Annotated in this window: 23 protein-coding genes and 1 tRNA gene; 12 read left to right on the plus strand and 12 right to left on the minus strand. The window is 62.3% G+C overall.

Annotation, left to right across the window (positions count from 1 at the left end):
* Positions 1-179 precede the first annotated feature (179 nt).
* Positions 180-956 carry an enoyl-CoA hydratase gene (locus tag AC07X6_RS25615; protein ID WP_230541433.1) on the minus strand — a complete coding sequence of 259 codons (777 nt, stop codon included), beginning with the start codon at positions 954-956 and terminating at the stop codon, positions 180-182.
* Between the two features lie 76 nt (positions 957-1,032).
* Here AC07X6_RS25615 and AC07X6_RS25620 point away from each other — a divergent pair, with 76 nt between their 5' ends.
* Positions 1,033-2,334, plus strand: coding sequence for an MFS transporter (locus tag AC07X6_RS25620; RefSeq protein ID WP_494792816.1), 1,302 nt, complete (start codon positions 1,033-1,035; stop codon positions 2,332-2,334).
* A 137-nt stretch (positions 2,335-2,471) separates the two neighbouring features.
* Entirely contained in the window at positions 2,472-2,909 is a 438-nt protein-coding gene (locus tag AC07X6_RS25625; RefSeq protein WP_230541431.1) for a universal stress protein, read from the plus strand.
* 37 nt (positions 2,910-2,946) lie between these two features.
* On the opposite strand, the gene mltA is transcribed toward AC07X6_RS25625, so the two are convergent.
* A complete protein-coding gene (gene mltA / locus AC07X6_RS25630) occupies positions 2,947-4,212 on the minus strand; it encodes a murein transglycosylase A (RefSeq protein WP_494792817.1) in 1,266 nt (421 codons plus the stop codon).
* Between the two features lie 10 nt (positions 4,213-4,222).
* Between mltA and AC07X6_RS25635 the strand changes: the two genes are divergently transcribed.
* Positions 4,223-4,369, plus strand: coding sequence for a hypothetical protein (locus AC07X6_RS25635; RefSeq protein ID WP_230541429.1), 147 nt, complete (start codon positions 4,223-4,225; stop codon positions 4,367-4,369).
* Between the two features lie 25 nt (positions 4,370-4,394).
* Here the strand turns inward: AC07X6_RS25635 and apaG are convergent, their stop codons facing one another.
* Positions 4,395-4,769 carry a Co2+/Mg2+ efflux facilitator ApaG/CorD gene (gene apaG, locus AC07X6_RS25640; RefSeq protein ID WP_494792818.1) on the minus strand — a complete coding sequence of 125 codons (375 nt, stop codon included), beginning with the start codon at positions 4,767-4,769 and terminating at the stop codon, positions 4,395-4,397.
* Between the two features lie 145 nt (positions 4,770-4,914).
* On the opposite strand from apaG, the gene rpe reads away from it, so the two are divergent.
* The 7 genes from rpe (at position 4,915) to AC07X6_RS25675 (ending at position 11,053) form a co-directional block, all read left to right on the plus strand.
* The gene (gene rpe, locus AC07X6_RS25645) at positions 4,915-5,589 is read left to right on the plus strand and encodes a ribulose-phosphate 3-epimerase (RefSeq protein WP_034753544.1); all 675 of its coding nucleotides are present in this window, start codon (positions 4,915-4,917) and stop codon (positions 5,587-5,589) included.
* A complete protein-coding gene (locus AC07X6_RS25650; protein ID WP_230541427.1) occupies positions 5,589-6,293 on the plus strand; it encodes a phosphoglycolate phosphatase in 705 nt (234 codons plus the stop codon). Before rpe ends, AC07X6_RS25650 begins: the two co-directional genes overlap by 1 nt.
* A gap of 269 nt (positions 6,294-6,562) precedes the next feature.
* The gene (gene trpE, locus AC07X6_RS25655; RefSeq protein WP_494792819.1) at positions 6,563-8,059 is read left to right on the plus strand and encodes an anthranilate synthase component I; all 1,497 of its coding nucleotides are present in this window, start codon (positions 6,563-6,565) and stop codon (positions 8,057-8,059) included.
* A gap of 1 nt (position 8,060) precedes the next feature.
* A complete protein-coding gene (locus tag AC07X6_RS25660) occupies positions 8,061-8,624 on the plus strand; it encodes an aminodeoxychorismate/anthranilate synthase component II (RefSeq protein ID WP_086145601.1) in 564 nt (187 codons plus the stop codon).
* 65 nt (positions 8,625-8,689) lie between these two features.
* Positions 8,690-9,733 carry an anthranilate phosphoribosyltransferase gene (gene trpD / locus AC07X6_RS25665; RefSeq protein WP_230541425.1) on the plus strand — a complete coding sequence of 348 codons (1,044 nt, stop codon included), beginning with the start codon at positions 8,690-8,692 and terminating at the stop codon, positions 9,731-9,733.
* Between the two features lie 34 nt (positions 9,734-9,767).
* Positions 9,768-10,568, plus strand: a complete 801-nt coding sequence (gene trpC, locus AC07X6_RS25670; protein ID WP_494792820.1) for an indole-3-glycerol phosphate synthase TrpC — start codon at positions 9,768-9,770, stop codon at positions 10,566-10,568.
* A 20-nt stretch (positions 10,569-10,588) separates the two neighbouring features.
* Positions 10,589-11,053, plus strand: coding sequence for a hypothetical protein (locus AC07X6_RS25675; RefSeq protein WP_494792821.1), 465 nt, complete (start codon positions 10,589-10,591; stop codon positions 11,051-11,053).
* Here the strand turns inward: AC07X6_RS25675 and AC07X6_RS25680 are convergent.
* The 9 genes from AC07X6_RS25680 to dkgB form a co-directional block, all read right to left on the minus strand.
* On the minus strand, positions 11,004-12,179 hold the full coding sequence (locus AC07X6_RS25680; protein ID WP_494792822.1) for a GGDEF domain-containing protein: 1,176 nt from the start codon (positions 12,177-12,179) through the stop codon (positions 11,004-11,006). The genes AC07X6_RS25675 and AC07X6_RS25680 overlap by 50 nt on opposite strands.
* A gap of 214 nt (positions 12,180-12,393) precedes the next feature.
* Positions 12,394-14,223 carry a M61 family metallopeptidase gene (locus AC07X6_RS25685; RefSeq protein ID WP_494792823.1) on the minus strand — a complete coding sequence of 610 codons (1,830 nt, stop codon included), beginning with the start codon at positions 14,221-14,223 and terminating at the stop codon, positions 12,394-12,396.
* Positions 14,224-14,250: 27 nt separating this feature from the next.
* On the minus strand, positions 14,251-14,859 hold the full coding sequence (locus AC07X6_RS25690) for a nucleotidyltransferase family protein (protein ID WP_494792824.1): 609 nt from the start codon (positions 14,857-14,859) through the stop codon (positions 14,251-14,253).
* 13 nt (positions 14,860-14,872) lie between these two features.
* The gene (locus tag AC07X6_RS25695) at positions 14,873-17,146 is read right to left on the minus strand and encodes a xanthine dehydrogenase family protein molybdopterin-binding subunit (RefSeq protein WP_494792825.1); all 2,274 of its coding nucleotides are present in this window, start codon (positions 17,144-17,146) and stop codon (positions 14,873-14,875) included.
* Between the two features lie 10 nt (positions 17,147-17,156).
* A complete protein-coding gene (locus tag AC07X6_RS25700; RefSeq protein ID WP_230541418.1) occupies positions 17,157-17,615 on the minus strand; it encodes a (2Fe-2S)-binding protein in 459 nt (152 codons plus the stop codon).
* Positions 17,616-17,747: 132 nt separating this feature from the next.
* A complete protein-coding gene (locus AC07X6_RS25705; protein ID WP_230541417.1) occupies positions 17,748-18,464 on the minus strand; it encodes a DsbC family protein in 717 nt (238 codons plus the stop codon).
* A 161-nt stretch (positions 18,465-18,625) separates the two neighbouring features.
* Positions 18,626-19,858, minus strand: a complete 1,233-nt coding sequence (locus tag AC07X6_RS25710) for an FAD-dependent monooxygenase (RefSeq protein ID WP_494792826.1) — start codon at positions 19,856-19,858, stop codon at positions 18,626-18,628.
* A 66-nt stretch (positions 19,859-19,924) separates the two neighbouring features.
* Positions 19,925-20,845 carry an LLM class oxidoreductase gene (locus AC07X6_RS25715; protein ID WP_494792827.1) on the minus strand — a complete coding sequence of 307 codons (921 nt, stop codon included), beginning with the start codon at positions 20,843-20,845 and terminating at the stop codon, positions 19,925-19,927.
* A 10-nt stretch (positions 20,846-20,855) separates the two neighbouring features.
* Positions 20,856-21,680 carry a 2,5-didehydrogluconate reductase DkgB gene (gene dkgB, locus AC07X6_RS25720; RefSeq protein WP_494792828.1) on the minus strand — a complete coding sequence of 275 codons (825 nt, stop codon included), beginning with the start codon at positions 21,678-21,680 and terminating at the stop codon, positions 20,856-20,858.
* Positions 21,681-21,866: 186 nt separating this feature from the next.
* Between dkgB and AC07X6_RS25725 the strand changes: the two genes are divergently transcribed.
* Positions 21,867-21,942 (plus strand) — tRNA-Phe (locus AC07X6_RS25725).
* 245 nt (positions 21,943-22,187) lie between these two features.
* Positions 22,188-23,201 carry a hypothetical protein gene (locus AC07X6_RS25730; RefSeq protein ID WP_494792829.1) on the plus strand — a complete coding sequence of 338 codons (1,014 nt, stop codon included), beginning with the start codon at positions 22,188-22,190 and terminating at the stop codon, positions 23,199-23,201.
* Positions 23,202-23,299 lie beyond the last annotated feature (98 nt).

Raw genomic sequence — 23,299 nt, forward strand, 5'->3', positions numbered from 1 at the left:
ACTGTATTCGGTTACTGCTTTCGCGCTATCGACAAAGCGTTGTGTTTGTCAGCTGCGAAGAAGGAAGAGTATGAAGCGTTTCGGCCAATTCGTCAACCTTCTTTTTTGCCGTTTGCCACTGCATCCGGCTCCCTCTGTTTCGCTAAAACCACTGCGTCTCATCGGGGAGGCGAATCATATCAAAGACCGTCGAAGTTTGGCAAGCGCTTTTCCAGGAAAGCATGCATGCCTTCTTTTTGTGCAGGCGTACCGAAGGCGGCCTGGAACAAACGGCGCTCGTAGGCGACGCCATCAGTCAGGGTCGTTTCAAAGGCGCGGTTGACGCAATCCTTGATCATCATGGCAACCGAAGTCGGCATGGCGGCGATGGTCTTGGCGGCAGCCAAGGTTTCTTCCAGCAACTTATCGGCCGGTACCACGCGCGACACCAGGCCGATGCGCTCCGCCTCGGCGGCATCGATGGTGCGCGCCGTCAGCAGCAGATCCATGGCCTTGGCCTTGCCGATGGCACGCGGCAGACGCTGCGTACCGCCCGCGCCCGGCGTGACGCCGACCTTGATTTCCGGCTGGCCAAATTTGGCGCTGTCGGCGGCGATCAGGAAATCGCACATCATGGCCAATTCGCAGCCGCCACCGAGCGCATAACCGGCCACGGCGCCCACCACGGGTTTGCGCACGCGCAAGATATGCTCCCAGTTGCGGCTGATGTAACCCTGGGTAAAGGTATCGGGATAAGTGTAGTCGGCCATGGCCGCGATATCGGCGCCGGCGGCAAACGCTTTTTCGCTGCCCGTGAGCACGATACAGCCGATATTCTCGTCCGCATCGAATTTGAGCAAGGCATCGCCCAGCTCATTCATCATATTGTCGTTCAATGCATTAAGCGCCTTCGGGCGGTTCAGGCGTATCAGTGCTACTTTATCCTGGATGTCGATGATCAGGTCTTCGTATTGCATAGTGTCTCCTCTCGATGAACGGTGCAACGATTGTAGCGGCTAACGGCAGCGGCGCGGCAGGTGCGCTGCTATTATTGTGAGCCCGGTCACCTTTATCGAGCAGCGTATTTTCTCCTCCCTCTTCCAGTATTGCGCCCGCCACCTGCGCGGCGACGGTAGCGCAGCCAGCGTCAATTTTCGCCGCCTGTGGTTCAGCAACGGCCTCAATTGCTTCGGCGCCCAGATCACCTCGCTGGCCCTGCCCCTGTGCGCGGTATTGTTATTGCATGCGACGCCGGAACAGATGGGCGTGCTGGTCGCCCTGCAGGCGCTGCCGTTTGCCCTCTTCGGCTTGCCCGTCGGCGTGCTGCTGGACCGGCGCAGCAAGCACCCAATCATGCTGTTCAGCGAAAGCATGTCCGGCCTGGCCCTGGCCAGTGTGGCCGTCGCTTACTGGTGCGGCGTACTGTCGATGCCATGGTTATATATAGTGGGATTCGTCATCGGCACGGGCTTCGTCGTCGGCGGCGGCGCCGAACAGGTCTTTTTGACCTTTTTGGTGGGACGTGACGGCTTGATCGATGCGCAATCAAAATTTGCCGCCACCGAATCGGCTTCGCGCCTGATCGGTCCCGGCCTGGCCGGCGTGCTGGTGCAAGTGCTGTCGGCGCCCGTCGCGATCCTGTGTACGGCTTGCGGCTATCTGATTTCCGTCTTCAATCTGCGCGCCATGAGCGTGCGCGACCCACGCCCGGCTCCCTCCGACAAGCACGCCCTGCGCGACATCGCCGACGGCTTGCTGTTCGTCTGGCGCGAACCGCTGCTGCGCGCGCTGGCCTGGGGCGCCGGCATCTGGCACTTCCTGTTTTACGCCAGCATGGCCTTGACGGTGCTGTTCGCCACGCGCGACCTGGGCATGAGCCCTGGCGTGCTGGGCATGACGCAGATGCTGGGCGGCGCCGGCGTCTTGCTCAGCGCCTTCATCGTCAAGCCGCTGACGAAGCGCTACGGCGCCGGCCGCACCATCCTGATCGGCCTGGCATCCACCTCCGTGTGCTTTGCCCTGACGCCAGCGATTCCGGCAGCGCTGTTCGGCAGCGCGGCCGCCAGCGCCGTCGCTTATGCCATATTGATGTTCTTTTTCGATTGCGGCGTGATGCTGTTCTTTATTCCCTACCTGGGCTTGCGCCAGAAGGTCACGCCCGATCCCATGCTGGGCAGGATGACTTCCACCATGCGCTTCCTGACGGTGGCGACGGCGCCGCTGGGTGCGCTGGCCGCCGGCTGGGTGGCGGAACACTTTGGCGTGCGCAATGGTCTGGCCTGCATCGCGGCAGGCAGTATCCTGTTGACGGTCGCCATGGTGTGGGGCACGCCGCTGCGTAGTGTGCGCACCTGAAGCGATGAATGGGCATACACTGACAAAAGATTGCTTTGGCGACACTATTTCTGCCAAAGCCTGCGAGGTTTGATTTACATCAAGGTTTTAATTGATGTAAATCCATAAGCTGTCTGACATCACTTGAGGAGTACGCCATGTTTAACGCCATCTTATTTCCCACCGACGGCTCGCCGCTGTCCGACAAAGCCGCCGAGACCGCCCTCGCCTTCGCCCAATTGAACAAGGCCAAGCTTGTCGCCATCAGCGTGGTGCAGCCTTTCCCATTCTCGCCGATGGCCGACGGCGGCATCGTGCTCGACGCCAGCCTGTATGAACAACAAATGCAGGAAGCCTCGCAACGCGCCATCGACAAGATCGGCGAAGCGGCACGCGCCGTCGGCGTGCCCTTCGAAGGCGTGGTAGCAGTCTCGCCGAGCCCCCACGAAGAAATCGTCAACGCGGCGCAAACCTATCATTGCGACATCATCCTGATGGCCTCGCATGGCCGCAAGGGCTTGAACAAGCTGTTCGTGGGCAGCGAAACGCAAAAAGTGCTGGCGCATACACACTTGCCCGTCATGGTTCTGCGTTAAGCCAGACCATAGCTACCCCGGCGTCGCGCGCAGCAACTCAGCGCGCCGGCGCCTGCTTCGGCAACAACACCCACACGGCGCCGCTCTGCTTCATGCGGCCCGCATTCTCGGCCGCTTCCGCGCCAAAACCAAAGAAGTAATCGACACGGATAGGCCCGCGAATGGCGCCGCCCGTATCTTGCGCCATCACCAGGCGCTGCATGGGAATCTCGCTATTGGCTTGCGTGGTGGACAGGAACACGGGCGCGCCCAACGGCAGGAAGCGCGAATCGATGGCCACCGAACGCTGCGGTGTCAACGGCACGCCCAGCGCGCCCTTCGGACCTACTTTCGGGTCGGGCAGGCGCTCCTCCTTGAAGAAGACATAACTGGGATTGGCATTGAACAATTCATCCTTGCGCGTCGGGTGGCCGGCGATCCACGCCTTGATGCCCTGCGCGGACGCCTGGCTCAGGGTCAGTTCGCCCTTGTCGACCAGGTAGCGGCCGATCGATTTATACGGATGGCCGTTTTGATCCGCATACGCCACGCGCACGGTTTCCTGCGTATCGGTCAGCTGCACGCGACCGGAACCCTGCACTTGCAGGAAGAACGCCTCGACTTCGTCATCCACCCACAGCAATTCCTTGCCCGTCACGGACGTGGCGCGCTCGATGTCGGCGCGCGTGGCGTACGGGATCACCTTCTTGCCGACCAGCTTGCCCCGCAGGCGCATGTTTTTCAATTCCGGATACACGCCGGACAAGTCCACTGAAACGAGATCGTCGGGCACCTTGTACAGCGGCGTCTGGTACGGACCGCCGCGCTTGCGCGCCCCGTGCAGCAACGGCTCATAGTAGCCGGTCACCAATCCAGTATTGGCGCCATCAGCGGTAATGACTTGATTTGGCACAAAGAAGGTCTCGAAAAACAGGCGGATGGCCTTGTCGCTGTCCGCATTCACCTGACGCGCAATCGTGCACGATTCCTTCCAGTCCGGACGTTTCACCAGCACGCCGCACGAAGCCATGAAGGCGGGCCAGGCGGCGCGCATGTCGTCGCGCGCCCAGCCGGGCAAGGCGGCAAACTTGGCAGGCACGAAGGTGGGCGCCGCCACATCCGTGGCATCCTTGGCATCGGCGGGCTTGGCCGGCACCGGCTTGACGACGGTCGGCGCGATGGGCGGCGCCTTGCCGCTGGCAGCGGGCGGCGCAGGCGGCGTGGTACAGGCGGAAAGTGCAAGCGCGACGGCGCCGATTGAAACGGGTAGACTACCGCGTGTCAACAGACGGCGGGTAAATACTAAGCTGCGGGTAAATAACATAGGGGTGCGTATGTGGATCTTGATGATAGAGGCGCTGGTGGCGTTCTTCTTGCTGGCATTTATAGTCTGGTGGACCATGTATTCGGGTAAAAAACCCGCACCGCCGGCGCACGAGCAGCTCAGTGAAGAACAGGACAGCACCGAAAAACTGAAGTAAGGGGGCAAGCCCCCCCGGCGTTTCCTTAATGCAAGGTACGCGGCACCGACAGCACGAACTCGGGAATCAAAGCTTCGAACTGATGGCCATCTTCGGCCACGCAAAAGTACTCGCCGTGCATCGAGCCTTGCGGCGTGGCCAGCATGGTTCCGCTCGTGTATTCGAACTGTTCGCCCGGCTGCAGCAGCGGCTGGTGGCCAACGGCGCCCAGGCCGCGTACCTCTTCCACCTTGTTGTCCGCATCGGTGATGACCCAGTGGCGCGAAATCAGTTGCGCGCCAACAGTGCCACTGTTGACCACGCGAATCGTGTAGCTGAACACGTGCCGCCCCTGGTCGGGTGCCGATTGCTCGGGCAGGTACTGCGTCTTGACCGTTACCGTAAATTCATAAGTCGACATCGTCATCCCTTCAGTAGTCATGAATGTCGCGCGTGGCTCAGCGGCCACTGCGCGGCGCATATTCTGTATTTCAATAAAGCATGGTAACGGCGTCAAGCGTAAAATAGCGCATCTTCGCATTTTCTACTCTGAGCCTTTAGCCACCATGACAACATTCCGTATCGCTCCCAGCATCCTGTCAGCCGACTTTGCCCGCCTGGGCGAGGAAGTGCGCAACGTCGTTACCGCCGGCGCCGACATCATCCACTTCGACGTGATGGATAACCATTATGTGCCGAACCTGACCATCGGCCCGCTGGTGTGCGAAGCGATCCGCCCGCACGTGCAAGTACCGATCGACGTGCATCTGATGGTCAAGCCTGTCGATCGCATTATCCCGGATTTCGCCAAGGCTGGCGCGAACATCATCACCTTCCACCCGGAAGCGTCGGATCACGTCGACCGTTCCTTGCAGCTGATCCGCGACAACGGCTGCAAATCGGGCCTGGTTTTCAACCCGGGCACCCCGCTGCACTACCTGGAGCACGTGATGGACAAGATCGACATCATCCTGATCATGTCGGTCAATCCGGGCTTCGGCGGCCAGTCCTTCATTCCGCAGGCGCTGAAGAAAATCGCCGAAGCGCGCCGCATGATCGACGAATCGGGCCGTGACATCATGCTGGAAGTCGATGGCGGCATCAAGATCGACAACATCGCCGCCGCCGCCGCCGCCGGCGCCGACACCTTTGTCGCCGGCTCGGCCATCTTCGGCAAGCCGGACTACAAGGCCGTCATCGACGCCATGCGCGCCGAGCTGGCAGCGGTAAAGGGCGCCTGATGCAAGCGGGCACGGTGAAAGACCACGTACTGGCCGGCGTGCGCGCCGCCATCATCGACCTCGATGGCACGATGCTCGACACCGTGCCCGATTTCCATGTCGCCATCAACGGCATGCGCGCCGAACTGGACTTGCCCCCCATCAGCGCCGACGCCATCAAGCTGATGGTGGGCAAAGGCTCGGAAAACCTGATCCGCACCGTGCTGGCGCTCGACTTCGATGCGGCCGGCGTGGAACAGCGTTTCGAACAGGCGATGGAGGGCTATCAGCGCCACTACCTGGCCATCAATGGCCAGTACAGCACCCTGTACCCGGACGTGGAAGCGGGGCTGGCGGCCATGAAGGCGGCGGGCTTGCGCCTGGCCTGCGTCACCAACAAGCCGATCGCCTTCGCCCTGCCCCTGCTGCAGCAGAAAAAACTCGATGGCTATTTCGAGATCGTCTACGGCGGCGATTCGCTGCCGCAGAAAAAACCGCACCCCATGCCGCTGCTGCAAGTGTGTGCGGACTTCGGCCTGCCCCCCGCCAAAGTGGTGGCCATCGGCGACTCGTCGAATGACGCGCAAGCGGCCAGGGCTGCGGCTTGCCCCGTACTGACGGTACCGTATGGCTACAATCACGGACACTCTATACACGATACCGATTCCGATGGTATAGTAAAGACACTGCTCGAAGCAGCCCGTTTTATTGGCATGCAAAACTAAGCGGCATACTGACCAAACCCAACACCATATCGTGAACACGTTTCTCATCAAAAAACACAATGTCACCCAAACCGGCTCGATTGAGGCCTGGCTTTGGCGACGCTGGCAATCCTGGCAGGCCTAAGGGCCGAGCCGTTACGATTGCTGCCGGCTGCACACGCGTCCTTTGCGCATCTTGCGCATGTTGCATGTACCGGCAAGTTTTTTGATAACCCACCGCAGGGTTTGTGCACTATGCACACTCATACCCTGACGGCATGGAGAGAAACATGACCGAACTCGAATTCAAATCGCTGGCCCAGCAAGGCTACAACCGCATCCCCCTGATCGCGGAAGCGTTCGCCGACCTGGAAACCCCGCTCACCCTGTACCTGAAACTGGCGCAGGCCCAACAAGGTGGCAAGAACACCTTCCTGCTCGAATCCGTCGTCGGCGGCGAACGCTTCGGCCGCTATTCCTTCATCGGCTTGCCCGCCACGACCGTGTTGCGCAGCTACGGCAAACGCACCGAAATCGTCAAGAACGGCAGCGTGATCGAAGAACACGAAGGCAATCCGCTCGACTTCATCGAACAGTACCAGTCGCGCTTCAAGGTCGCCCTGCGCCCCGGCATGCCGCGCTTCTGCGGCGGCCTGGCCGGCTACTTCGGCTACGACACCGTGCGCCACATCGAGAAAAAGCTGGCCGGCGGCGCGCCGAAAGATGACTTGAAGCTGCCCGACATCCAGCTGATGGTGACGGAAGAACTGGCCGTCATCGACAACCTGTCCGGCAAGCTGTACCTGATCGTCTACGCCGACACGACGCAGCCCGAATCGTTTTCGAAAGCACAGCAGCGCCTGAAGGACTTGCGCATGATGCTGCGCCGCGGCGTCGATGCCCCCGTCACCAGCGCTTCCGTGCGCACGGAAACCATCCGCGACTTTTCCAAGGAAGACTACCTGAAGGCGGTCGCCAAGGCGCATGAATACGTGATGGCGGGCGACCTGATGCAGGTGCAGATCGGCCAGCGCATCCGCAAGCCGTATGTCGATTCACCGCTGACCCTGTACCGCGCCTTGCGTTCGCTCAATCCATCGCCGTATATGTACTTCTATAATTTCGGTGACATGCAGATCATCGGCGCCTCGCCGGAAATCCTGGTGCGCAACGAGAAGACGGCGGACGGCGGCAAGAAAGTTACCTTGCGTCCGATTGCCGGCACGCGTCCGCGCGGCGCCACGCCAGAGCGCGACGCCGAACTGTCGGCCGAACTGCTGGCCGATCCGAAAGAGATCGCCGAGCACGTAATGCTGATCGACCTGGCGCGCAACGACATCGGCCGCATCGCGGAAACGGGCAGCGTGCAAGTCACCGACCGCATGGTCATCGAAAAGTATTCGCATGTGCAGCACATCGTCTCGAACGTGGAAGGCACCCTCAAGGAGGGCCTGTCGAACCTGGACGTGCTGCGCGCGACCTTCCCCGCCGGCACCCTGACGGGCGCGCCGAAAGTGCGCGCCATGGAAGTGATCGACGAACTGGAAATCACCAAGCGCGGCATCTATGGCGGCGCCTGCGGCTACCTGTCGTTTGGCGGTGAAATGGATGTGGCGATCGCCATCCGCACGGGCGTGGTCAAGGACGGCATGCTGTACGTCCAAGCCGCGGCCGGCATCGTGGCCGACTCCATCCCCGAAATGGAATGGCAGGAAACAGAAAACAAGGCGCGCGCCGTGCTGCGCGCCGCCGAACAAGTGCAAGATGGCCTGGATGGAGGGTTTTAAGATGCTGCTGATGATCGACAACTACGACTCCTTCACCTACAACATCGTGCAGTATTTCGGTGAACTGGGCGAAGACGTGCGGGTCTACCGCAACGATGAAATCACGATCGAACAGATCGAGGCGCTGAACCCGGACCGCATCTGCATCTCGCCTGGCCCGAAAGCACCGGCACAGGCGGGCATTTCGGTGGAAGTACTGAAACACTTCGCCGGCAAGAAGCCTATCCTCGGCGTGTGCCTGGGCCACCAGGCCATCGGCGATGCGTTTGGCGGCAAGGTCATCCGCGCCAAGCAGGTCATGCATGGCAAAACTTCCCTCATCGCGCATACGGGCGTGGGCGTCTTCAAGGACATCCCCAGCCCCTTCACAGTGATCCGCTACCACTCTTTGGCGATCGAACGCGCCTCGCTGCCTTCCTGCCTGGAAGTGACGGCGTGGACGGACGACGGCGAAATCATGGGCGTGCGCCACCGGGAATACGATATCGAGGGGGTGCAGTTCCACCCCGAATCGATCCTCTCGGAACACGGCCACGCCCTGCTGAAGAATTTCCTCGAGCGCTGATCCCATGCGCACGCCCCGGCGTGCCATCAGTGTCCTCCTGCGCCATCATTGAAGAAGGAAGCATCATGCCGATCACCCCACAAGAAGCCCTGCTGCGCTGCATCGAACACCGCGAGATCTTTCACGACGAAATGCTGTACCTGTTCCGCCAGATCATGTCCGGCGAAATGTCCCCCACCATGATCGCAGCCCTCACCATGGGCTTGCGCGTGAAGAAGGAAACCATCGGCGAAATCGCCGCCGCCGCGCAAGTGATGCGCGAGTTTTCCACCAAGGTGCCCATGGCCGACACCACCAACCTGCTCGACATCGTCGGCACGGGCGGCGACGGCGCGCACACGTTCAATATTTCCACCGCCTCGATGTTCGTGGCGGCGGCCGCCGGCGCGCGCGTGGCCAAGCACGGCGGGCGCAGCGTCTCGTCCTCGTCCGGCAGCGCCGACGTGCTGGACTCCCTGGGCGTCAACATCAACCTGCAGCCCGAGCAGATCGCCCAGTCGATCGCGCAAACGGGCATCGGCTTCATGTACGCGCCCAACCACCATGCGGCCATGAAGCATGCGGCGCCCGTGCGCAAGGAGCTGGGCGTGCGCACGATCTTCAATATCCTCGGTCCGCTGACCAATCCCGCCGGCGCGCCGAACATTCTGATGGGCGTATTCCACGCCGACCTGGTCGGCATTCAGGTGCGCGTGCTGCAGCGCCTGGGCGCGCAGCATGCCATCGTCGTGTATGGCCGCGACAACATGGATGAAGTATCGCTGGGCGCGGCCACCATGGTCGGTGAATTGATCAACGGCGAGATCCGCGAATATGAAATCCATCCCGAAGATTTCGGCATGTCGATGATCGCCAGCCGCAACCTGAAGGTGGCCGATTCCGTCGAATCGAAGGCCAAGATGATGGAAGCGCTGCGCGGCGAACCCGGTGCGGCCGCCGACATCGTGGCCCTGAACGCGGGCACGGCGCTGTACGCGGCCGGCGTGGCCAGCTCGATCGAAGATGGCCTGGCGCGCGCGCGCACCGCCGTCAGCTCGGGCGCCGCGCTGGCGAAACTCGCTCAATTCGTGCAGGTCACGCAGCAGCTGGGCACCCCGGCGCAAGCGTAAACGCCCTGCCCTCCTTTATAGAATAGCGACCATCATGTCCGACATACTCGATAAAATCCTGGCCGTGAAAGCCGATGAAGTGGCCAAGGCCAAAGCCCACCGCAGCCTGGCCAGCCTGCGCGGCGACGTGGAAAGCGACAGCGCCCTGCGCGCCGGCCTGCGCGGCTTTGAAGCGAGCCTGCGCCAGCACATCGCCGCCGGCAAGCCCGGCATCATCGCCGAAGTGAAAAAGGCCTCGCCGTCGAAAGGCGTGATCCGCACCGACTTCCGCCCGGCTGACATCGCCGCCAGCTATGCGGCGCATGGCGCGGCCTGCCTGTCCGTGCTGACGGACGAGCAGTTCTTCCAGGGATCCGTGGCGTATCTGCAGCAGGCGCGCGCCGCCTGCGCCATCCCCGTGCTGCGCAAGGATTTCATGGTCGACATGTACCAGATCTACGAAGCGCGCGCCATGGGCGCCGACTGCATCCTGCTGATCGTCGCGGCGCTCGACCATGGCCTGATGGCGGAAATGGAAGCGTGCGCCCACGAACTGGGCATGGGCGTGCTGATCGAAAGCCACGACGGCGAAGAACTGACGGCGGCATTGAAACTCAAGAGCGCGTTGATCGGCATCAACAACCGCAACCTGCGCACCTTCGAAACCTCGCTCGACACGACCATCAAGCTGTTGCCGCGCATCCCGCAAGACAAATTGATCATCACGGAATCGGGCATCCACGGCACGGCCGACGTCCAACGCATGCGCGATGCGCACATCCACAGCTTCCTCGTGGGCGAAGCGTTCATGCGCGCGCCCGACCCCGGCGTGGAGCTGGAACGCCTGTTCAGTTAAACCATGGTAGGCTGGCAGCCATGAGACACGCAATCACCGTCCTTGCTGCCGCCGTCCTGCTGTCGGCTTGCAAGACTGCGTCCCCGCCAGCGGCGCCCACGAGCACGGCCGCGGCCCCTCGCACGCCAGCCGCGCTACAGCTCGCGGCCAACATCGACGCCTACAAGGCACTGGTGGCGCAGCAGATCATGGCGGCCAATGGCGCATACACGTTCAGCGGGCGCCTGCCGCCCATGCTGCCGGCCATCGTCGTGCTCGACCTGAGCGTGGGCCCGGACGGCGAGCTGAAAAGCGTGCATGTCCACCGTTCGCGCGACAGCGATGCATCGGCCGCGGCGCTGGCCGCCGTGCGGCGCGTGCAAGTGCTCTTTCCGCCGGCGGGACACCTGATGCGCCGCCACGCCAAAACTTTCGATTTCTCCGAAACCTTCCTCTTCAACGAGCAGTACCGGTTCCAGCTGCGGACCTTGTCCGGTCCGCAGTAATCGCGGCAGCATCGAGCTCGATGCGGTCGCGTCCCCGCTCCTTGGCCAGGTACAGGGCCGCATCGGCGCGCGACAGCAATTCTTCCAGCCCCTCCACCACCGATGCCTGGCAAGCGACGCCGATGCTGACGGTACACGAAGGCAGTCCCGCATGACTGGACTCGCGCAGCAAGGCGCGGATGCGTTCGGCCACGCCCAAGGCATTATGCACAGGCATATCCGGCATCAGCACGACGAACTCCTCGCCGCCGAAACGCGCCACGCAATCCGATTCACGCAAGGCGCCTTTGATAACAGTGGCCACATGCGCCAGCACCTGGTCGCCCACCGCGTGACCGTAGCGGTCATTGATCGATTTGAAGTAATCGAGGTCGATGCTGAGCAGTGTCAACGGCAAACGGCGGCGCCGCAGATTATCCATCTCGCGCGCATAGGCATCGCCAAAGCCGCGCCGGTTCAGCACCTGCGTGAGCGGATCATGGGTCGAGCGGCGCTCCAGTATCTGCTGCAGGCGGCGCGTCGCCACCGTCATGAAGCCCACCGTCAGCAGCAGCGCCATGAAATTGGCGACCGCCAGATAGATGCCGGCCGGGGTGGCGGCCACCGCCAGGTTCACGCTGGCGCCACCATGCAGCAACGCCGACACGCCGCGCGCCAGCACCACGCCAGCTTGCAGCAGCATCAGCGCGCCAAAGAAAAAACTCGAGAAATGGCGCTCGCCATGGCGCCACACCAGTTGCACCTGGCGCGCATAGAACAGGAAGACCAGCAGGGAGAAGAGCGCCACGCGCGCGGAGAAATCGGGGCGCACCAGCAGCCACCAGCTATTGCCGGCGATGGCCAGGACAAGTATCAACAGATAGGCGCGGCGACTGGGCGCCAGGCCAAAGAATTTCTCCGTGCCCAGCATCGACAGGCCGATGCCGGCCACCAGGGCCGCATTGGCCGCAATCATGGACAATGCGGGCGGCAGCACCTCGCGGGTGCCGAACAGCAGAGACGCGCACACCAGCAGCAGCAAGCCGGCCGCCCAATGCCCCAGGCCATGCACCTCGCGCCGGAAACTGCGATACACCGAGAACATGACGATGCTCATCGCCCCGCACATCAGGGTCGTCATCAGCATAATCGTTCGAGGATCGAGGGTTTGCACGTTGGGCACGATCTAAAAGAAGCAATTCGGCAATTTTAGTTTAGTTAAAGAAAAATTAGTTCATTTGCAGTAAATATGACGCTAATGCACCAATATCAGCGGTTTAGTTGCATTTGAGAAATTGCACCTTGAAATGAAAAACCGGCCAGTGAGGCCGGTTTTCTGTCTTACTGCATGACAAACAGCATCATGCCGCGCTAGGACGCTTCGGCCCCGTGGCCTTCTTGGGCGCCGGCAGCAGGGTCAAGCTGACACCGGGCACGCGGTCGCCCTGCAGCACGGCCGCAAACGTCATCAGCTCGTCGCGGCGGAAGGCGTGGATGTCTACCGTGGCGCCGACGGCGTAGCGGCCCAGCAAGGTGTCCAGATTGGTGCCCGTTACGCGCAAGCCATCGATGGCCACCAGCACGTCGCCCGCCGACAAGCCGGCTACGTGGGCGGCGCCGCCCTGGTGCACCTGCGCCAATTTGGCGTCGTTGCCGTCGCGGCCCAGGTTGACGTCCAGGCTGGATTTTTCCGCCTTGCGCGCATCGCTGTATTTCACGCCGAACGGCGCCAGCAGGCGCGCCAGCGGCACGTCGTCCGTGCCGCGGATGTAGCGCTCGAAGAACGGTTTCATGCGCGTGCCGGAGACCTCATCGAACAGGGCTTCGACTTCGGCCGGCGTCACGCCGCGCGCCTTACCCTTGTAGAAGTCGCGGCCATAGCGCTGCCACAGCGCCTGCATCACGTCGTCCAGCGATTGCTCGCCATCCGTCTTGCTGCGGATCGTCAGGTCGAAGGCCAGCGCGATCAGCGAACCCTTGGTGTAGTAGCTGACGATGGCGTTCGGCGCGTTTTCATCCTGGCGATAGTACTTGCCCCAGGCGTCGAAGCTGGAATCGGCCACGCTTTGCTTGCTGCGGCCGCTGCCGCGCAGCACACTGTTGACGGTCTTGCCCAGCAATTTGAAATAGGCTGCCTCGTCGATCAGGCCCGCGCGCACCAGCATCAGGTCATCGTAGTAGCTGGTGAAGCCTTCGAAGAGCCACAGCAGCGGCGAATAGCTTTCCGCCTGCAGGTTGTACGGCGCAAAAGCGGCCGGCTTGATACGCTTGACGTTCCATGTATGGAAGTACTCATGGCTGCACAGGCCGAGGAATTTCAGGTAGCCCTCGCCGATCTCCGTGCTGCTTGACGCCGTCGTCGGCAAGTCGGCGCGGGCGCAAATCAGCGCCGTCGAGGCGCGGTGTTCCAGGCCGCCGTAACCGTCGCCGACGGCCATGGTCATGAACACATAGCGGTCCATCGGCGCCTTTTTCGTCTTCGGCTCGAAGAAGGCGATCTGCGTTTCGCAGATGGCTTTCAGGTCGCGGCACAAACGGTCCAGGTCCAGGTTCGGCACCTTGCCCGTGACGACGATATCGTGCGGCACGCCATGCGCCTTGAAAGTGGCCAGCGCGAAGTCGCCCATTTCCACCGGGTGGTCGATCAGCTCATCGTAGTTGGCCGCCTGGTAGCTGCCGAAACCATAGCGCTTCGCCTTGAGTTCCGGCAGGGTGGTAGCGACTCGCCAGGTCTTGCAGGCCGCATCCTTCGGCTGCACGATGTGCACCTCGTGCGGCTCGGCCTCCTGGCCCAGTACGCGCAGGAACACGCTGGTGCCGTTGAAGAAGCCGTGATTCTGGTCCAGGTGCGCGGCGCGCACGGACAAGTCCCAGGCGTAGACCTCGTATTCGAGCGTCAAGGCGCCCTTGCACGGAGCGGCTTGCCACGAATGCTTGTCCAGCTTGGTCAGCGCCACGGCCTTGCCCTCGGACTCGGCGCGGATGCTGACGATGTTGCGCGAAAATTCGCGGATCATGTAGCTGCCCGGGATCCAGGCCGGCAAGGACAAGACCTGGCCGATGGCGGCCGGCAACTTGACCGTCAAGGTGACCTTGAACATGTGGCCAGCCAGATCAAGGGCGGCGATGCTGTAGATGATGCCGGCGGCGGGCGCCTTGGCGATGCTTTTTTTAATTGGAGCTTTTTTCATGTTTTTCTCGTGTCTGGCATGGATGTTCTAAAGTCGCCCGGGCGCGCCATGCACCGGCGACAAATCGTCAGGTGTATCAATATCGCGCAAGATGCCGCCGTCGTCCACTGTCACGTCGCATACGGCATGGCTGTTGACGATGCTGCGCGCGCCCTGGTCGCCATCGAGCGCCAGCAGCAGCGGCAAGTGAAAGGCGCTGAACGCGACAGGATTGCCGCGCCGGCCCTGGAACACGGGCACGGCGATGTGCGCGCCATTGCCGATGGCTTGCGACAAGGCGGCGATTGTAGCCGCTTCTACGTAAGGCATGTCGCCCAGGGCGATCAGCCAGCCCGGCGCGCCGCGCGCATAGTCGATGGCGCAGGTGAGCGAGGCGGCCATGCCCGTATCGGCATCATGGCAGACGCGCACCTCGCAGCCCAGCGCACCGAGTGCGCGCGCCACCTGCGTATCGTCGGCGCGCACCACGGCCAGCACGCGCGGCAAGGCCGCCAGCATGTTCCTGGCCGCCGCCACCACGACCGGCAAGCCCGCATGTGGACCGTCCGTCAACGGCTGCAATAATTTGTTCTGCACGCCGGAAGGATCGAACCTGCGTCCCCTTCCGGCTGCCAGCAAGATGCCGACCGTACTCAAAAAACCGCTGCCGTCATGCGGCCGCCAGGTCGAACGGCAGCTTGCGCAGGCGCTTGCCCGTCAGGGCAAACAGCGCATTGGCGAAGGCGGGCGCCAGCGGCGGCACGCCCGGTTCGCCCATGCCCGTCGGCGCGTCGCCCGACGGCACCAGATGCACCTCGATCACCGGCATGTCGGGCATGCGCGGCACCGGGTAGTCGCCGAAGTTCTGCTGCTGCACCACGCCATCCTTGAGCGTGATGGCCGCGCCGGGAATGGTCATGCCCAGCGCCATCAGCGCGGCGCCCTGCACTTGCGCCTCGATCGTCAGGGGATTGACGGCCAGGTTGCAATGCACGCCCGCCCATACCTGGTGCAGCTTGGGCGCGCCTTCCACCACGGAGGCCGTCACCACGTAGGCGACCACGGAATTGAACGATTCATGCATGGCCACGCCCCAGGCTTGGCCTTTCGGCAGCTTCTTCTTGCCATAGCCGGACTTGGCCACGGCCAGGTCCAGCGCGGCGATATGGCGCGTGTGCTTCGCGTCGATCAGCAGCTTGCGGTAGGCGACGGGATCCATCTTCGCCACATGCGCCGCTTCATCGATCAGGGTTTCCATGACAAAGGCAGTGTGTGTCGAGCCGACGGAGCGCCACCACAGCACGGGCACGTTAGCCTTGGCCGTGTGCACGGACAGCTTCATCGGCAAGGTGTACGGTTCGCCCATGCCTTCGACCATGGTGCCGTCGACGCCATTTTTCACCATGAACGCTTCGAACGGCGTGCCGGCCATGATGGACTGCCCGACGATGGTGTGGTCCCAGGCGAGGATCTTGCCCTTGGCGTCGAGGCCGATCTGCGCGCGGTGCACATGCGACGGCCGGTAGTAGCCACCCTTGATGTCATCCTCGCGGCTCCACATCAGCTTTAATGGACCGCTCTTGCCCGCCGCCCGGTACGCCTTGGCGACATTGACGGCTTCGACCACGTAGTCGGACGAGGGCACGGCGCGCCGGCCGAAGCCGCCGCCGGCCATCATCGTGTGCAGGGTCACCTGTTCGGGTTTCAGGCCGGAGGTGGCGGCAATCGCCGCCTGGTCGCCGGTCTGGAATTGCGAGCCGACCCACATCGTGCATTTGTCGGCCTGCAGGTCGACGACGCAGTTGAGCGGCTCCATCGGCGCGTGTGCCAGATAGGGGAATTCGTAGACGGCCTCGATTTTTTTCGGCGCCTTGGCCAGCTTGCCCATGTCGGCTGGCTTGGCAACGGTGCCCGGCGTCCTGGCCAGCGCCTTGAAGGCCGCCAGCTGCTTGTCGCTGCTGACCTTTTCCACGGCGCTGCTGTCCCACTCGATCACCAGCGCATCGCGCCCCTGCTTGGCCGGCCAGTAGCCGTCGGCGATGACGGCCACGCCGCTGCCGCCACGGTCGGTTTTGACTTCCAGTACCTCCAGCACGCCCTTGATGGCTTTCGCCTTGCTGGCGTCGAATTTCGCTACCTTCGCGCCAAACACGGGCGGGCGCGCCACCATGGCCACTTTCGCGCCAGGCGGCTTGAAGTCGATGCCGAACTGCTGTTTTCCCGTGGACTTGGCGGCCGCGTCCAGGCGTTTCACGGGCTTGCCGATGATGGCAAAGTCGCGCGGGTCCTTCAGCTTGACAGTGGCGGGCACGCTCTGGCGCATGGCCGCATCGGCAAACTCGCCATACGTCGCCTTTTGCCCGCCGGGGCCATACAGCACGCCTTTCGCGGCGCGCACCTGGTCGGGATTGACTTTCCACTGCGCGGCGGCGGCGGCCACCAGCATGGCGCGCGCCTTGGCGCCGATTTCGCGGTATTGCGTGAACGAATGGGCGATGCTGCCCGAGCCGCCCGTCATCTGCATGCCGTAGGCGGCATCCTTGTACTGCTCGCCGGCTGGCGCCAGCGCGCCGTGCACCAGGCTCCAGTCGGCGTCGAGTTCCTCGGCAATCAGCATGGGCAAGCTCGTTTGCACGCCCTGGCCGAATTCCAGCCGGTTCACCTGCACCGTCACCGTGTTATCGGGCGCGATATGCAGGAAGGCGTTCGGCGCATACACGGGCTTGGCGGGAGCGGCATCGGCCGCCTGCGCCAGCTTGCCTGCACCCGGCAGGAAAAAGCCCAGCATCAAGCCCCCGCCGGCCACCGCGCCGGCCTTCATGAAACCGCGCCGCGAGACGCCATCGGCCGCGCCAACCACAGCCACCGGCGCCGATGCCAGCGCCGCGCCCAGAGTCAAGCCGCCGTGCTGCAATGCTTCCTGATTCAACCATTCGATACGCATGTCGCTCTCCTCAGGCCAGGGTCTTGGCCGCGTCCTTGATGGCCGCGCGGATCCGTTGATAGGTACCGCAGCGGCAGATATTGCCGCTCATGGCGCCATCGATGTCGGCATCGCTGGGCGACTTGTTGGTGCGCAGCAGCGCCGTCGCGCTCATCACCTGGCCGCTTTGACAGTAGCCGCATTGCGGCACATCGTGGCGCACCCATGCCGCCTGCACGGCCTTGCCCACCTGGTCGTTTTCCATCGCTTCGATGGTGGTGATCTTTTGCGCGCCGACAGAGGAAATCGGCGTGATGCACGAGCGGATGGGCTGGCCATCGAGGTGCACCGTGCAGGCGCCGCACAGGGCCATGCCGCAGCCGAACTTGGTGCCCGTCATGTTCAGGTTATCGCGCAGCGCCCACAGGATGGGCGTGGAAGGATCGGCGTCGACCTGCGTGTCGCGTCCGTTGATATTCAAGGTAATCATCTGCTGCTTCCCCTTTTTTGGATTGTTATGGCGTCTACAAACAACACTTGATGATACGACAGCGGAAAAAAGTGCAAAAAAAAGCGCGCCTTGCGAGGGCGCGCCGTCCAGCCTTCCTGGCGACAGCCCGGATTACTTAATGGTCGAGAATTTCTGTTCCAGCGTTTTCGCATCGACTGCGCCCGGAATGCGGCTGCCGTCGGCAAAGAAGATGGCCGGCGTGCCCGAGACGCGCAATTGCTGGCCCAACGCCAGGATTTTTTCATGCGGGTTGGCGCAAGTGGCGGCCACCGTAGCTGGCGCCTTGCCGTTCAACATCCAGTCATCCCAGGCCTTGTTGCGGTCCGGCGCGCACCACACATTGCGCGACTTGACGATGGAATCGGGCGACAGGATGTTGTACATGAAGGTGTAGACGGTGACGTTGTCGATTTCCTTCAGCGCGTTCTGGCGGAAGCGCTTGCAATAGCCGCAGTTCGGATCTTCGAACACGGCGATCACGCGCTTGCCATTGCCCTTGACGGTTTTCATGGCCGAATCGAGCGGCAGGTCGGAGAATTTGATGCGGTTGACTTCGTCCAGGCGCACCTTGGTCAGATCCTGCGACGTCTTGGCGTCGAACACGTGGCCGACGAACAGGTATTGCGCGGCCTTGTCCGTGTACAGGATGTCGCCGCCCGTGCGCACTTCGTACAAGCCGCCGTACGGGGTTTCCTTGACCGAATCGACCTTGGCGCCTTCGCCCAGGCGCGGCTCGATCAGCTTTTTGATGTTCGCTTCCGTCGGCGTTTCCGCGCCGGCGCACGACATCATCAGGCCCGAGGCCATCAGCAAGGCGATTTTGCTCATGCTTCTGTTCATTGTTATCACTATCACTTCTCCACTTGAAACGTCTGGCGGGACTGGCCTCTGGCCCGGAATCGTTATCTCTTTGACAAAACGAGCGCCGCAGACCAGCTGCGGCGACCTTGAATTTTCACTGCTGCCATTATCCGGCGCTATCTTAAGATTTACTGATGTCCCAATGCGTGCGCAATCATTTTTCGCTTCAGGGCAGGTAATTTATCCAGCAAGTTTAATCCCAAATTGCGAACCACGCGCAACGGCTCCAGATCGGCGCCAAATAACCTCGCCAGGCCATCGGTGGCCAGCTGCATCAGCAGCACGTCTTCCTTGCGCGCGCGCGCATAGCGGGCCAGCACGCGCTCGTCGCCGATGCCGCGGTGCGCTTCGCGCTCGCTGATCGTCTTGACCAGCTGCGCCACGTCGGCAAAGCCCAGGTTCATGCCGTGGCCGGCCATCGGGTGGACCACGTGGGCGGCGTCGCCCACCAGGGCCACGCGCGGCGCCACCATGGCGTGCGGGCGCATCAGGGTGAGCGGAAACGCGCGCACCAGTTCCGGCTGCAAGGGCGTGAGTTTACCCAGTTTGTCGTGGCAGTACGCGGCCAGGCGCGCGGCCAGGGCGTCGGCCGATTCGGCCATCAAGATGTCGGCCAGCGCATCGGGCGCCGACCAGACCAGCGAAACGCGGTCGCCCGGCAGCGGCAGCAGCGCGACGATGCCTTCGCTGCCCGTAAACCACTGGTGGGCCGCGCCATGGTGCGGCTTTTCGCAGGCGAAGTTGCTGACCACGCCGCGCTGTCCATACGAACGGTAATCGAGGCCGATGTCGCACTGGCCCCGCACCCACGACTGGGCGCCGTCCGCGCCCACGACGAGGGCGCAGGTGATGGTGTCGCCGCCATCGAGGTGCACGATGGCAGAATCATTCGTCCATTCCAGGCGGCTGGCGCGGCCCTGCACCACATTGACGTTCGGCGCGAACTTGAGGGCGGCGTCCAGCGCCTGCCCCAGGTTGCGGTCTTCGATGATCCATGCCAGCGTGCCCACATGGGCGCCGTAGGCGTCAAAACCGAGTCCGCCCGCCTGCGCGCCGTCGCCGTTGACCAGCATGGCGTCGACGGGTGCCACCCTGTCGGCGTCAAGCGCGCCCCATACCTTCAGCGACGACAGCAGCTGGTGCGCCGTGTGATTGAGCGCATACACGCGCACATCCCAGCTGGCTTCGACCGGCTTGACGGGGGATGCCGGAGGGCTCACCGGGGATAACAGGGTGACGCTTTGTCCTGCCTGGGCAAACGCCAGCGCCGTGGTTTTCGCGATGGCGCCGTTGCCGACGATGCAAACGTCGCTGTGGCTATGCATGAAGCGCCGCATGGTGGGGGAAGTGGGACTGTTCATGGAACCATTATAGCGTTTGCACCATGCTTTTCAGATAGTCCGGAAGTACAGGACGCATGCCCAAGATCAAGCGACGCCATGAAACACGGGCAGCACGTATTCGCCGATCTCCTGCAAGGTCTCGGCCAGCGGGCGGCGGTTCTGCCGCAACTGCAGGCCGATATGCGTCACGCCGGCCGCGCGCATGGCGTGCAGCTCGGCGATCAGTCCATCGCGCCCCGCGCGCGCGCCAAAGCGGAAGCGCTGCAGCGGCAAGGTCGGATCGTCATCCAGGTCGAGGTGGATGAAGCTGACGTAGGGCTTGTCGCCGCCGGCCACGGCGCGCCATTGCGCCGCACGCAGCGCGTGGTCTTCCGGCGTGCCCGGATAGGCGAGCCAGCCATCCATCTGCGCCCCGATCCACGCGGGCGTTTGCTGCGCCAGTCCCGCCACCAGCAGCGGCAACGGTGCGGCAGGCTTGGGCAGCAGGCGGATGCCGGGCGGCAGGCGCGTTTCGCCCCAGTCGCGCAGCATGGCCACCTGCTCGCGAAAGGCGGCGCCGCGCTGGTCGAAATCGCGGCCGAAGACGGGATACTCGACGGGCCGGTCGCCGCTGGCCACGCCCAGCAGCAGGCGTCCGCCGCTCAACTGGTCGACGCTGGCCGCCGCCTTCAGGGTCAATACGGGTTCGCGCAGCGGCAGCACCACGGCGGCCGTGCCCAGCAAGATGTTCTCGGTGATGCCGGCCAAATAGCCCAGATAGGTAAATACCTCGAAAACCTGGGCCGCGTCGCCGAACGAGGGATCGTACAGGGGCACGTCGCGCAGCCACAGGGCCCGAAAACCCAGTCGGTCGGCCAGCTTTGCCAGCGCCGCATGCTGTTGCAGGTCGGGCTCGCCCGGCACGCGGCCGGAGGCCGCATTCGCCTGGCGCCCCGTGGATGACCAGTCATTGTCGAGCGGCAGTTCCAGGCCGATACTGAAACCGCCCTGTCCCAGCTTCGTCATGGCGCCCATCTCAATCCCACTGCGGCGCCAGGCCGTCCGGGTTGGCCAGGCGCTCGCCCCGTTCCAGGGTGGCCATCTGCGCCATCTCGTCCGGCGACAAGGTGATGCGCTGGAAATGCAGGTTCGCTTCCAGGTTGGCGCGCTTCGTCGACGACGGAATCACGGCAAAGCCCTGCTGCAGCGACCAGCTCAGGGCCACCTGCGCCGGCGTCACGCCGTGTCTGGCTGCAATCGCCATGATGACCGGATCGACGACCACCTTGCCATACGCGAGCGGCATGTAGGCCGTGACGTGGATGCCCTGGCTGCGCGCAAACTCGATGACGGTGCGGTTTTGCAGAAACGGGTGGATTTCGACCTGCTGCGTGGCGATTTCCCCGGCGCCCACCGTATCGATGGCTTGCCGCAGCTGCGCATTCGTGAAATTCGATACGCCGATGGCCCTGGTCAGCCCCTGCGCCTTGGCTTCCGCCAGCGCCGCCATGTACTCGGCCACGGAAATGGCGTCCTGCGGCGACGGCCAGTGAATCAGCGTCAAATCCAGCTGCTCCAACTGCAGCTTGTGCAGGCTGTCTTTTAAACTGGGAATCAGCTTGTCGCGCTGCAGATTGTCGATCCAGATCTTGGTGGTGACGAACAACTCGTCGCGCGGGACGGCGCTGGCCGCGATAGCCTGCCCCACGTCGGCTTCATTGCCGTAGATTTGCGCCGTATCGATATGGCGGTAGCCGACGTCGAGGCCCGTGGTGACGGAATCGATGACAACCTGGCCCTGCAGGCGGAAGGTGCCCAGACCGATGGCGGGGATGGCGGTGTGATGGGTGGTGGCGTGCATGCGGTAATCCTCTCAAAGCAATGTCGATGGCCACACTATGCGCCCATCTTTTGTTGAGAAAAATACCGTTTACCTCAAATCATATTTGATCTGCGAGCAACTAAAGCGATACCTATGCAGTAAATCAAGGAAAAGTCGCAGCCGGCTCTTGCATTCCCGTTTTGGTCTGCTATAATTCGCCACCTTGGCCTGGTAGCTCAGTCGGTAGAGCAGAGGATTGAAAATCCTTGTGTCGGTGGTTCGATTCCGCCCCGGGCCACCAAGAATTCGTAATACGTTCAAAAACGCCACCTTCGGGTGGCGTTTTTGTTTGTGGACTGCGCCAATTCACCGCAGCATCCCCCTATTCCGGCCGCATGCCGGCATCCTCCCCTCATCCGATACGGTATTTCCCCTCCAGCGCATGGCCCGGCAGCCTGACGCGAGACACCAGTACCGGCAGATATTCCCCACGGGAAACATGTTAAAATTAAATAAACATTAATACCAGCATCAAGGATGATGAGAATGAAAAAATGGTTCTTGCTGGCTGCCACCAGCGCACTTGCCGGTATGGGCACGGCACAGGCCACGCAAGTGGCAGAGCAAGTGAAAAGCCCATCGAGCGCAACGCCTCAGGAACAGAAGAGTGCCGTCCCGCACAGGCCATGGGAACGAAAGGTGGAGGGGGAGAAATTTTCCATGGAGATGCTCGACAGCGACCGCCTCGATCCGGCGTATCCAGGCTTGCCGCTGGGCGCGGTCATCGAGGCAGTCAAAAAATTTGTGCGCGAGAAAAAGGGGGAGTTTGAATCGACGGCTGACTACAAGCGCAGAATGGCGGCAGCGCTGAACGAAAAAGTGGTGGCGGATTCGAGCTTGAATGATGCACTGGCCTTTGTTGTTTCCGTCAAAAAAGACGGAGCCTATTCCGTTGGCATTGGGTACGATTTCAATGCGGATACGGGAAAAGTGAAGCTGTATGTCTTTCCCCGCACACGAGACTTGAATGGCATCGGCGCGCCTGACTATGACATCAACAAGCCTTCCTATAAAGGACTGGACCAGTTTGACTTGAGTTCCAAATTGAACTCGAAAGGCCGCTATAAAGGACGCAGCACCTATCGCGGCTACTATCGCGGCTACTATCCCATTGAAGAAACGTACACATCCACGATGGGCGTTGCCGTCAATCGCATCCCATTCCTGGATATTGACCGGGGCTACACCCAATACATAAAACCTGCATTCCAGTTTACGCTGGAAAATGCCGTCGCGGCAAAAGAACTGCCGGTCTTGAAGGCGATGGTCGTGATGCAGCTGGCATCGCCTTACATTGCCTACGACTTCGAGTCGTCCGATTCAACACCACAACAAATCGACGTGACTACGACAGATAGAGTATTTCTTACTGGGAATATCTTGGGCATCGTTTTTTACTCCGGCATCACTGGCGAAATCCTGGGGCGACTACCAGCGTCATTTGGCCTGCCTGCTGCCAGGCAAGCCACGAATGAGAGAAGCGCGCCCGCAGCGCAGTAATGGCAACTGGCCATATGCCCGCCTAGCCTTGCATCTCCCCGCGCCTTGCTTGCGCCGGGTAACAAAATTTGCCGCGCCAATAAAAACGCCAACCTTCG

The sequence above is a fragment of the Janthinobacterium sp. GW460-12-1-14-LB5 genome (assembly GCF_059423585.1).

What these genes read in the sequence shown, in the direction of transcription:
- AC07X6_RS25675 (WP_494792821.1), top strand. Translation starts at nt 10,589, where the DNA reads ATGAGACACGCAATCACCGTCCTTGCTGCCGCCGTCCTGCTGTCGGCT.
- AC07X6_RS25635 (WP_230541429.1), top strand. Translation starts at nt 4,223, where the DNA reads ATGTGGATCTTGATGATAGAGGCGCTGGTGGCGTTCTTCTTGCTGGCA.
- AC07X6_RS25625 (WP_230541431.1), top strand. Translation starts at nt 2,472, where the DNA reads ATGTTTAACGCCATCTTATTTCCCACCGACGGCTCGCCGCTGTCCGAC.
- trpD (WP_230541425.1), top strand. Translation starts at nt 8,690, where the DNA reads ATGCCGATCACCCCACAAGAAGCCCTGCTGCGCTGCATCGAACACCGC.
- AC07X6_RS25660 (WP_086145601.1), top strand. Translation starts at nt 8,061, where the DNA reads ATGCTGCTGATGATCGACAACTACGACTCCTTCACCTACAACATCGTG.
- AC07X6_RS25705 (WP_230541417.1), bottom strand. Translation starts at nt 18,464, where the DNA reads ATGAGCAAAATCGCCTTGCTGATGGCCTCGGGCCTGATGATGTCGTGC.
- AC07X6_RS25715 (WP_494792827.1), bottom strand. Translation starts at nt 20,845, where the DNA reads ATGACGAAGCTGGGACAGGGCGGTTTCAGTATCGGCCTGGAACTGCCG.
- apaG (WP_494792818.1), bottom strand. Translation starts at nt 4,769, where the DNA reads ATGTCGACTTATGAATTTACGGTAACGGTCAAGACGCAGTACCTGCCC.
- AC07X6_RS25700 (WP_230541418.1), bottom strand. Translation starts at nt 17,615, where the DNA reads ATGATTACCTTGAATATCAACGGACGCGACACGCAGGTCGACGCCGAT.
- AC07X6_RS25615 (WP_230541433.1), bottom strand. Translation starts at nt 956, where the DNA reads ATGCAATACGAAGACCTGATCATCGACATCCAGGATAAAGTAGCACTG.
- mltA (WP_494792817.1), bottom strand. Translation starts at nt 4,212, where the DNA reads ATGTTATTTACCCGCAGCTTAGTATTTACCCGCCGTCTGTTGACACGC.
- rpe (WP_034753544.1), top strand. Translation starts at nt 4,915, where the DNA reads ATGACAACATTCCGTATCGCTCCCAGCATCCTGTCAGCCGACTTTGCC.
- AC07X6_RS25730 (WP_494792829.1), top strand. Translation starts at nt 22,188, where the DNA reads ATGAAAAAATGGTTCTTGCTGGCTGCCACCAGCGCACTTGCCGGTATG.
- AC07X6_RS25650 (WP_230541427.1), top strand. Translation starts at nt 5,589, where the DNA reads ATGCAAGCGGGCACGGTGAAAGACCACGTACTGGCCGGCGTGCGCGCC.
- trpE (WP_494792819.1), top strand. Translation starts at nt 6,563, where the DNA reads ATGACCGAACTCGAATTCAAATCGCTGGCCCAGCAAGGCTACAACCGC.
- dkgB (WP_494792828.1), bottom strand. Translation starts at nt 21,680, where the DNA reads ATGCACGCCACCACCCATCACACCGCCATCCCCGCCATCGGTCTGGGC.
- AC07X6_RS25710 (WP_494792826.1), bottom strand. Translation starts at nt 19,858, where the DNA reads ATGAACAGTCCCACTTCCCCCACCATGCGGCGCTTCATGCATAGCCAC.
- AC07X6_RS25685 (WP_494792823.1), bottom strand. Translation starts at nt 14,223, where the DNA reads ATGAAAAAAGCTCCAATTAAAAAAAGCATCGCCAAGGCGCCCGCCGCC.
- AC07X6_RS25695 (WP_494792825.1), bottom strand. Translation starts at nt 17,146, where the DNA reads ATGCGTATCGAATGGTTGAATCAGGAAGCATTGCAGCACGGCGGCTTG.
- AC07X6_RS25680 (WP_494792822.1), bottom strand. Translation starts at nt 12,179, where the DNA reads ATGCTGATGACGACCCTGATGTGCGGGGCGATGAGCATCGTCATGTTC.
- trpC (WP_494792820.1), top strand. Translation starts at nt 9,768, where the DNA reads ATGTCCGACATACTCGATAAAATCCTGGCCGTGAAAGCCGATGAAGTG.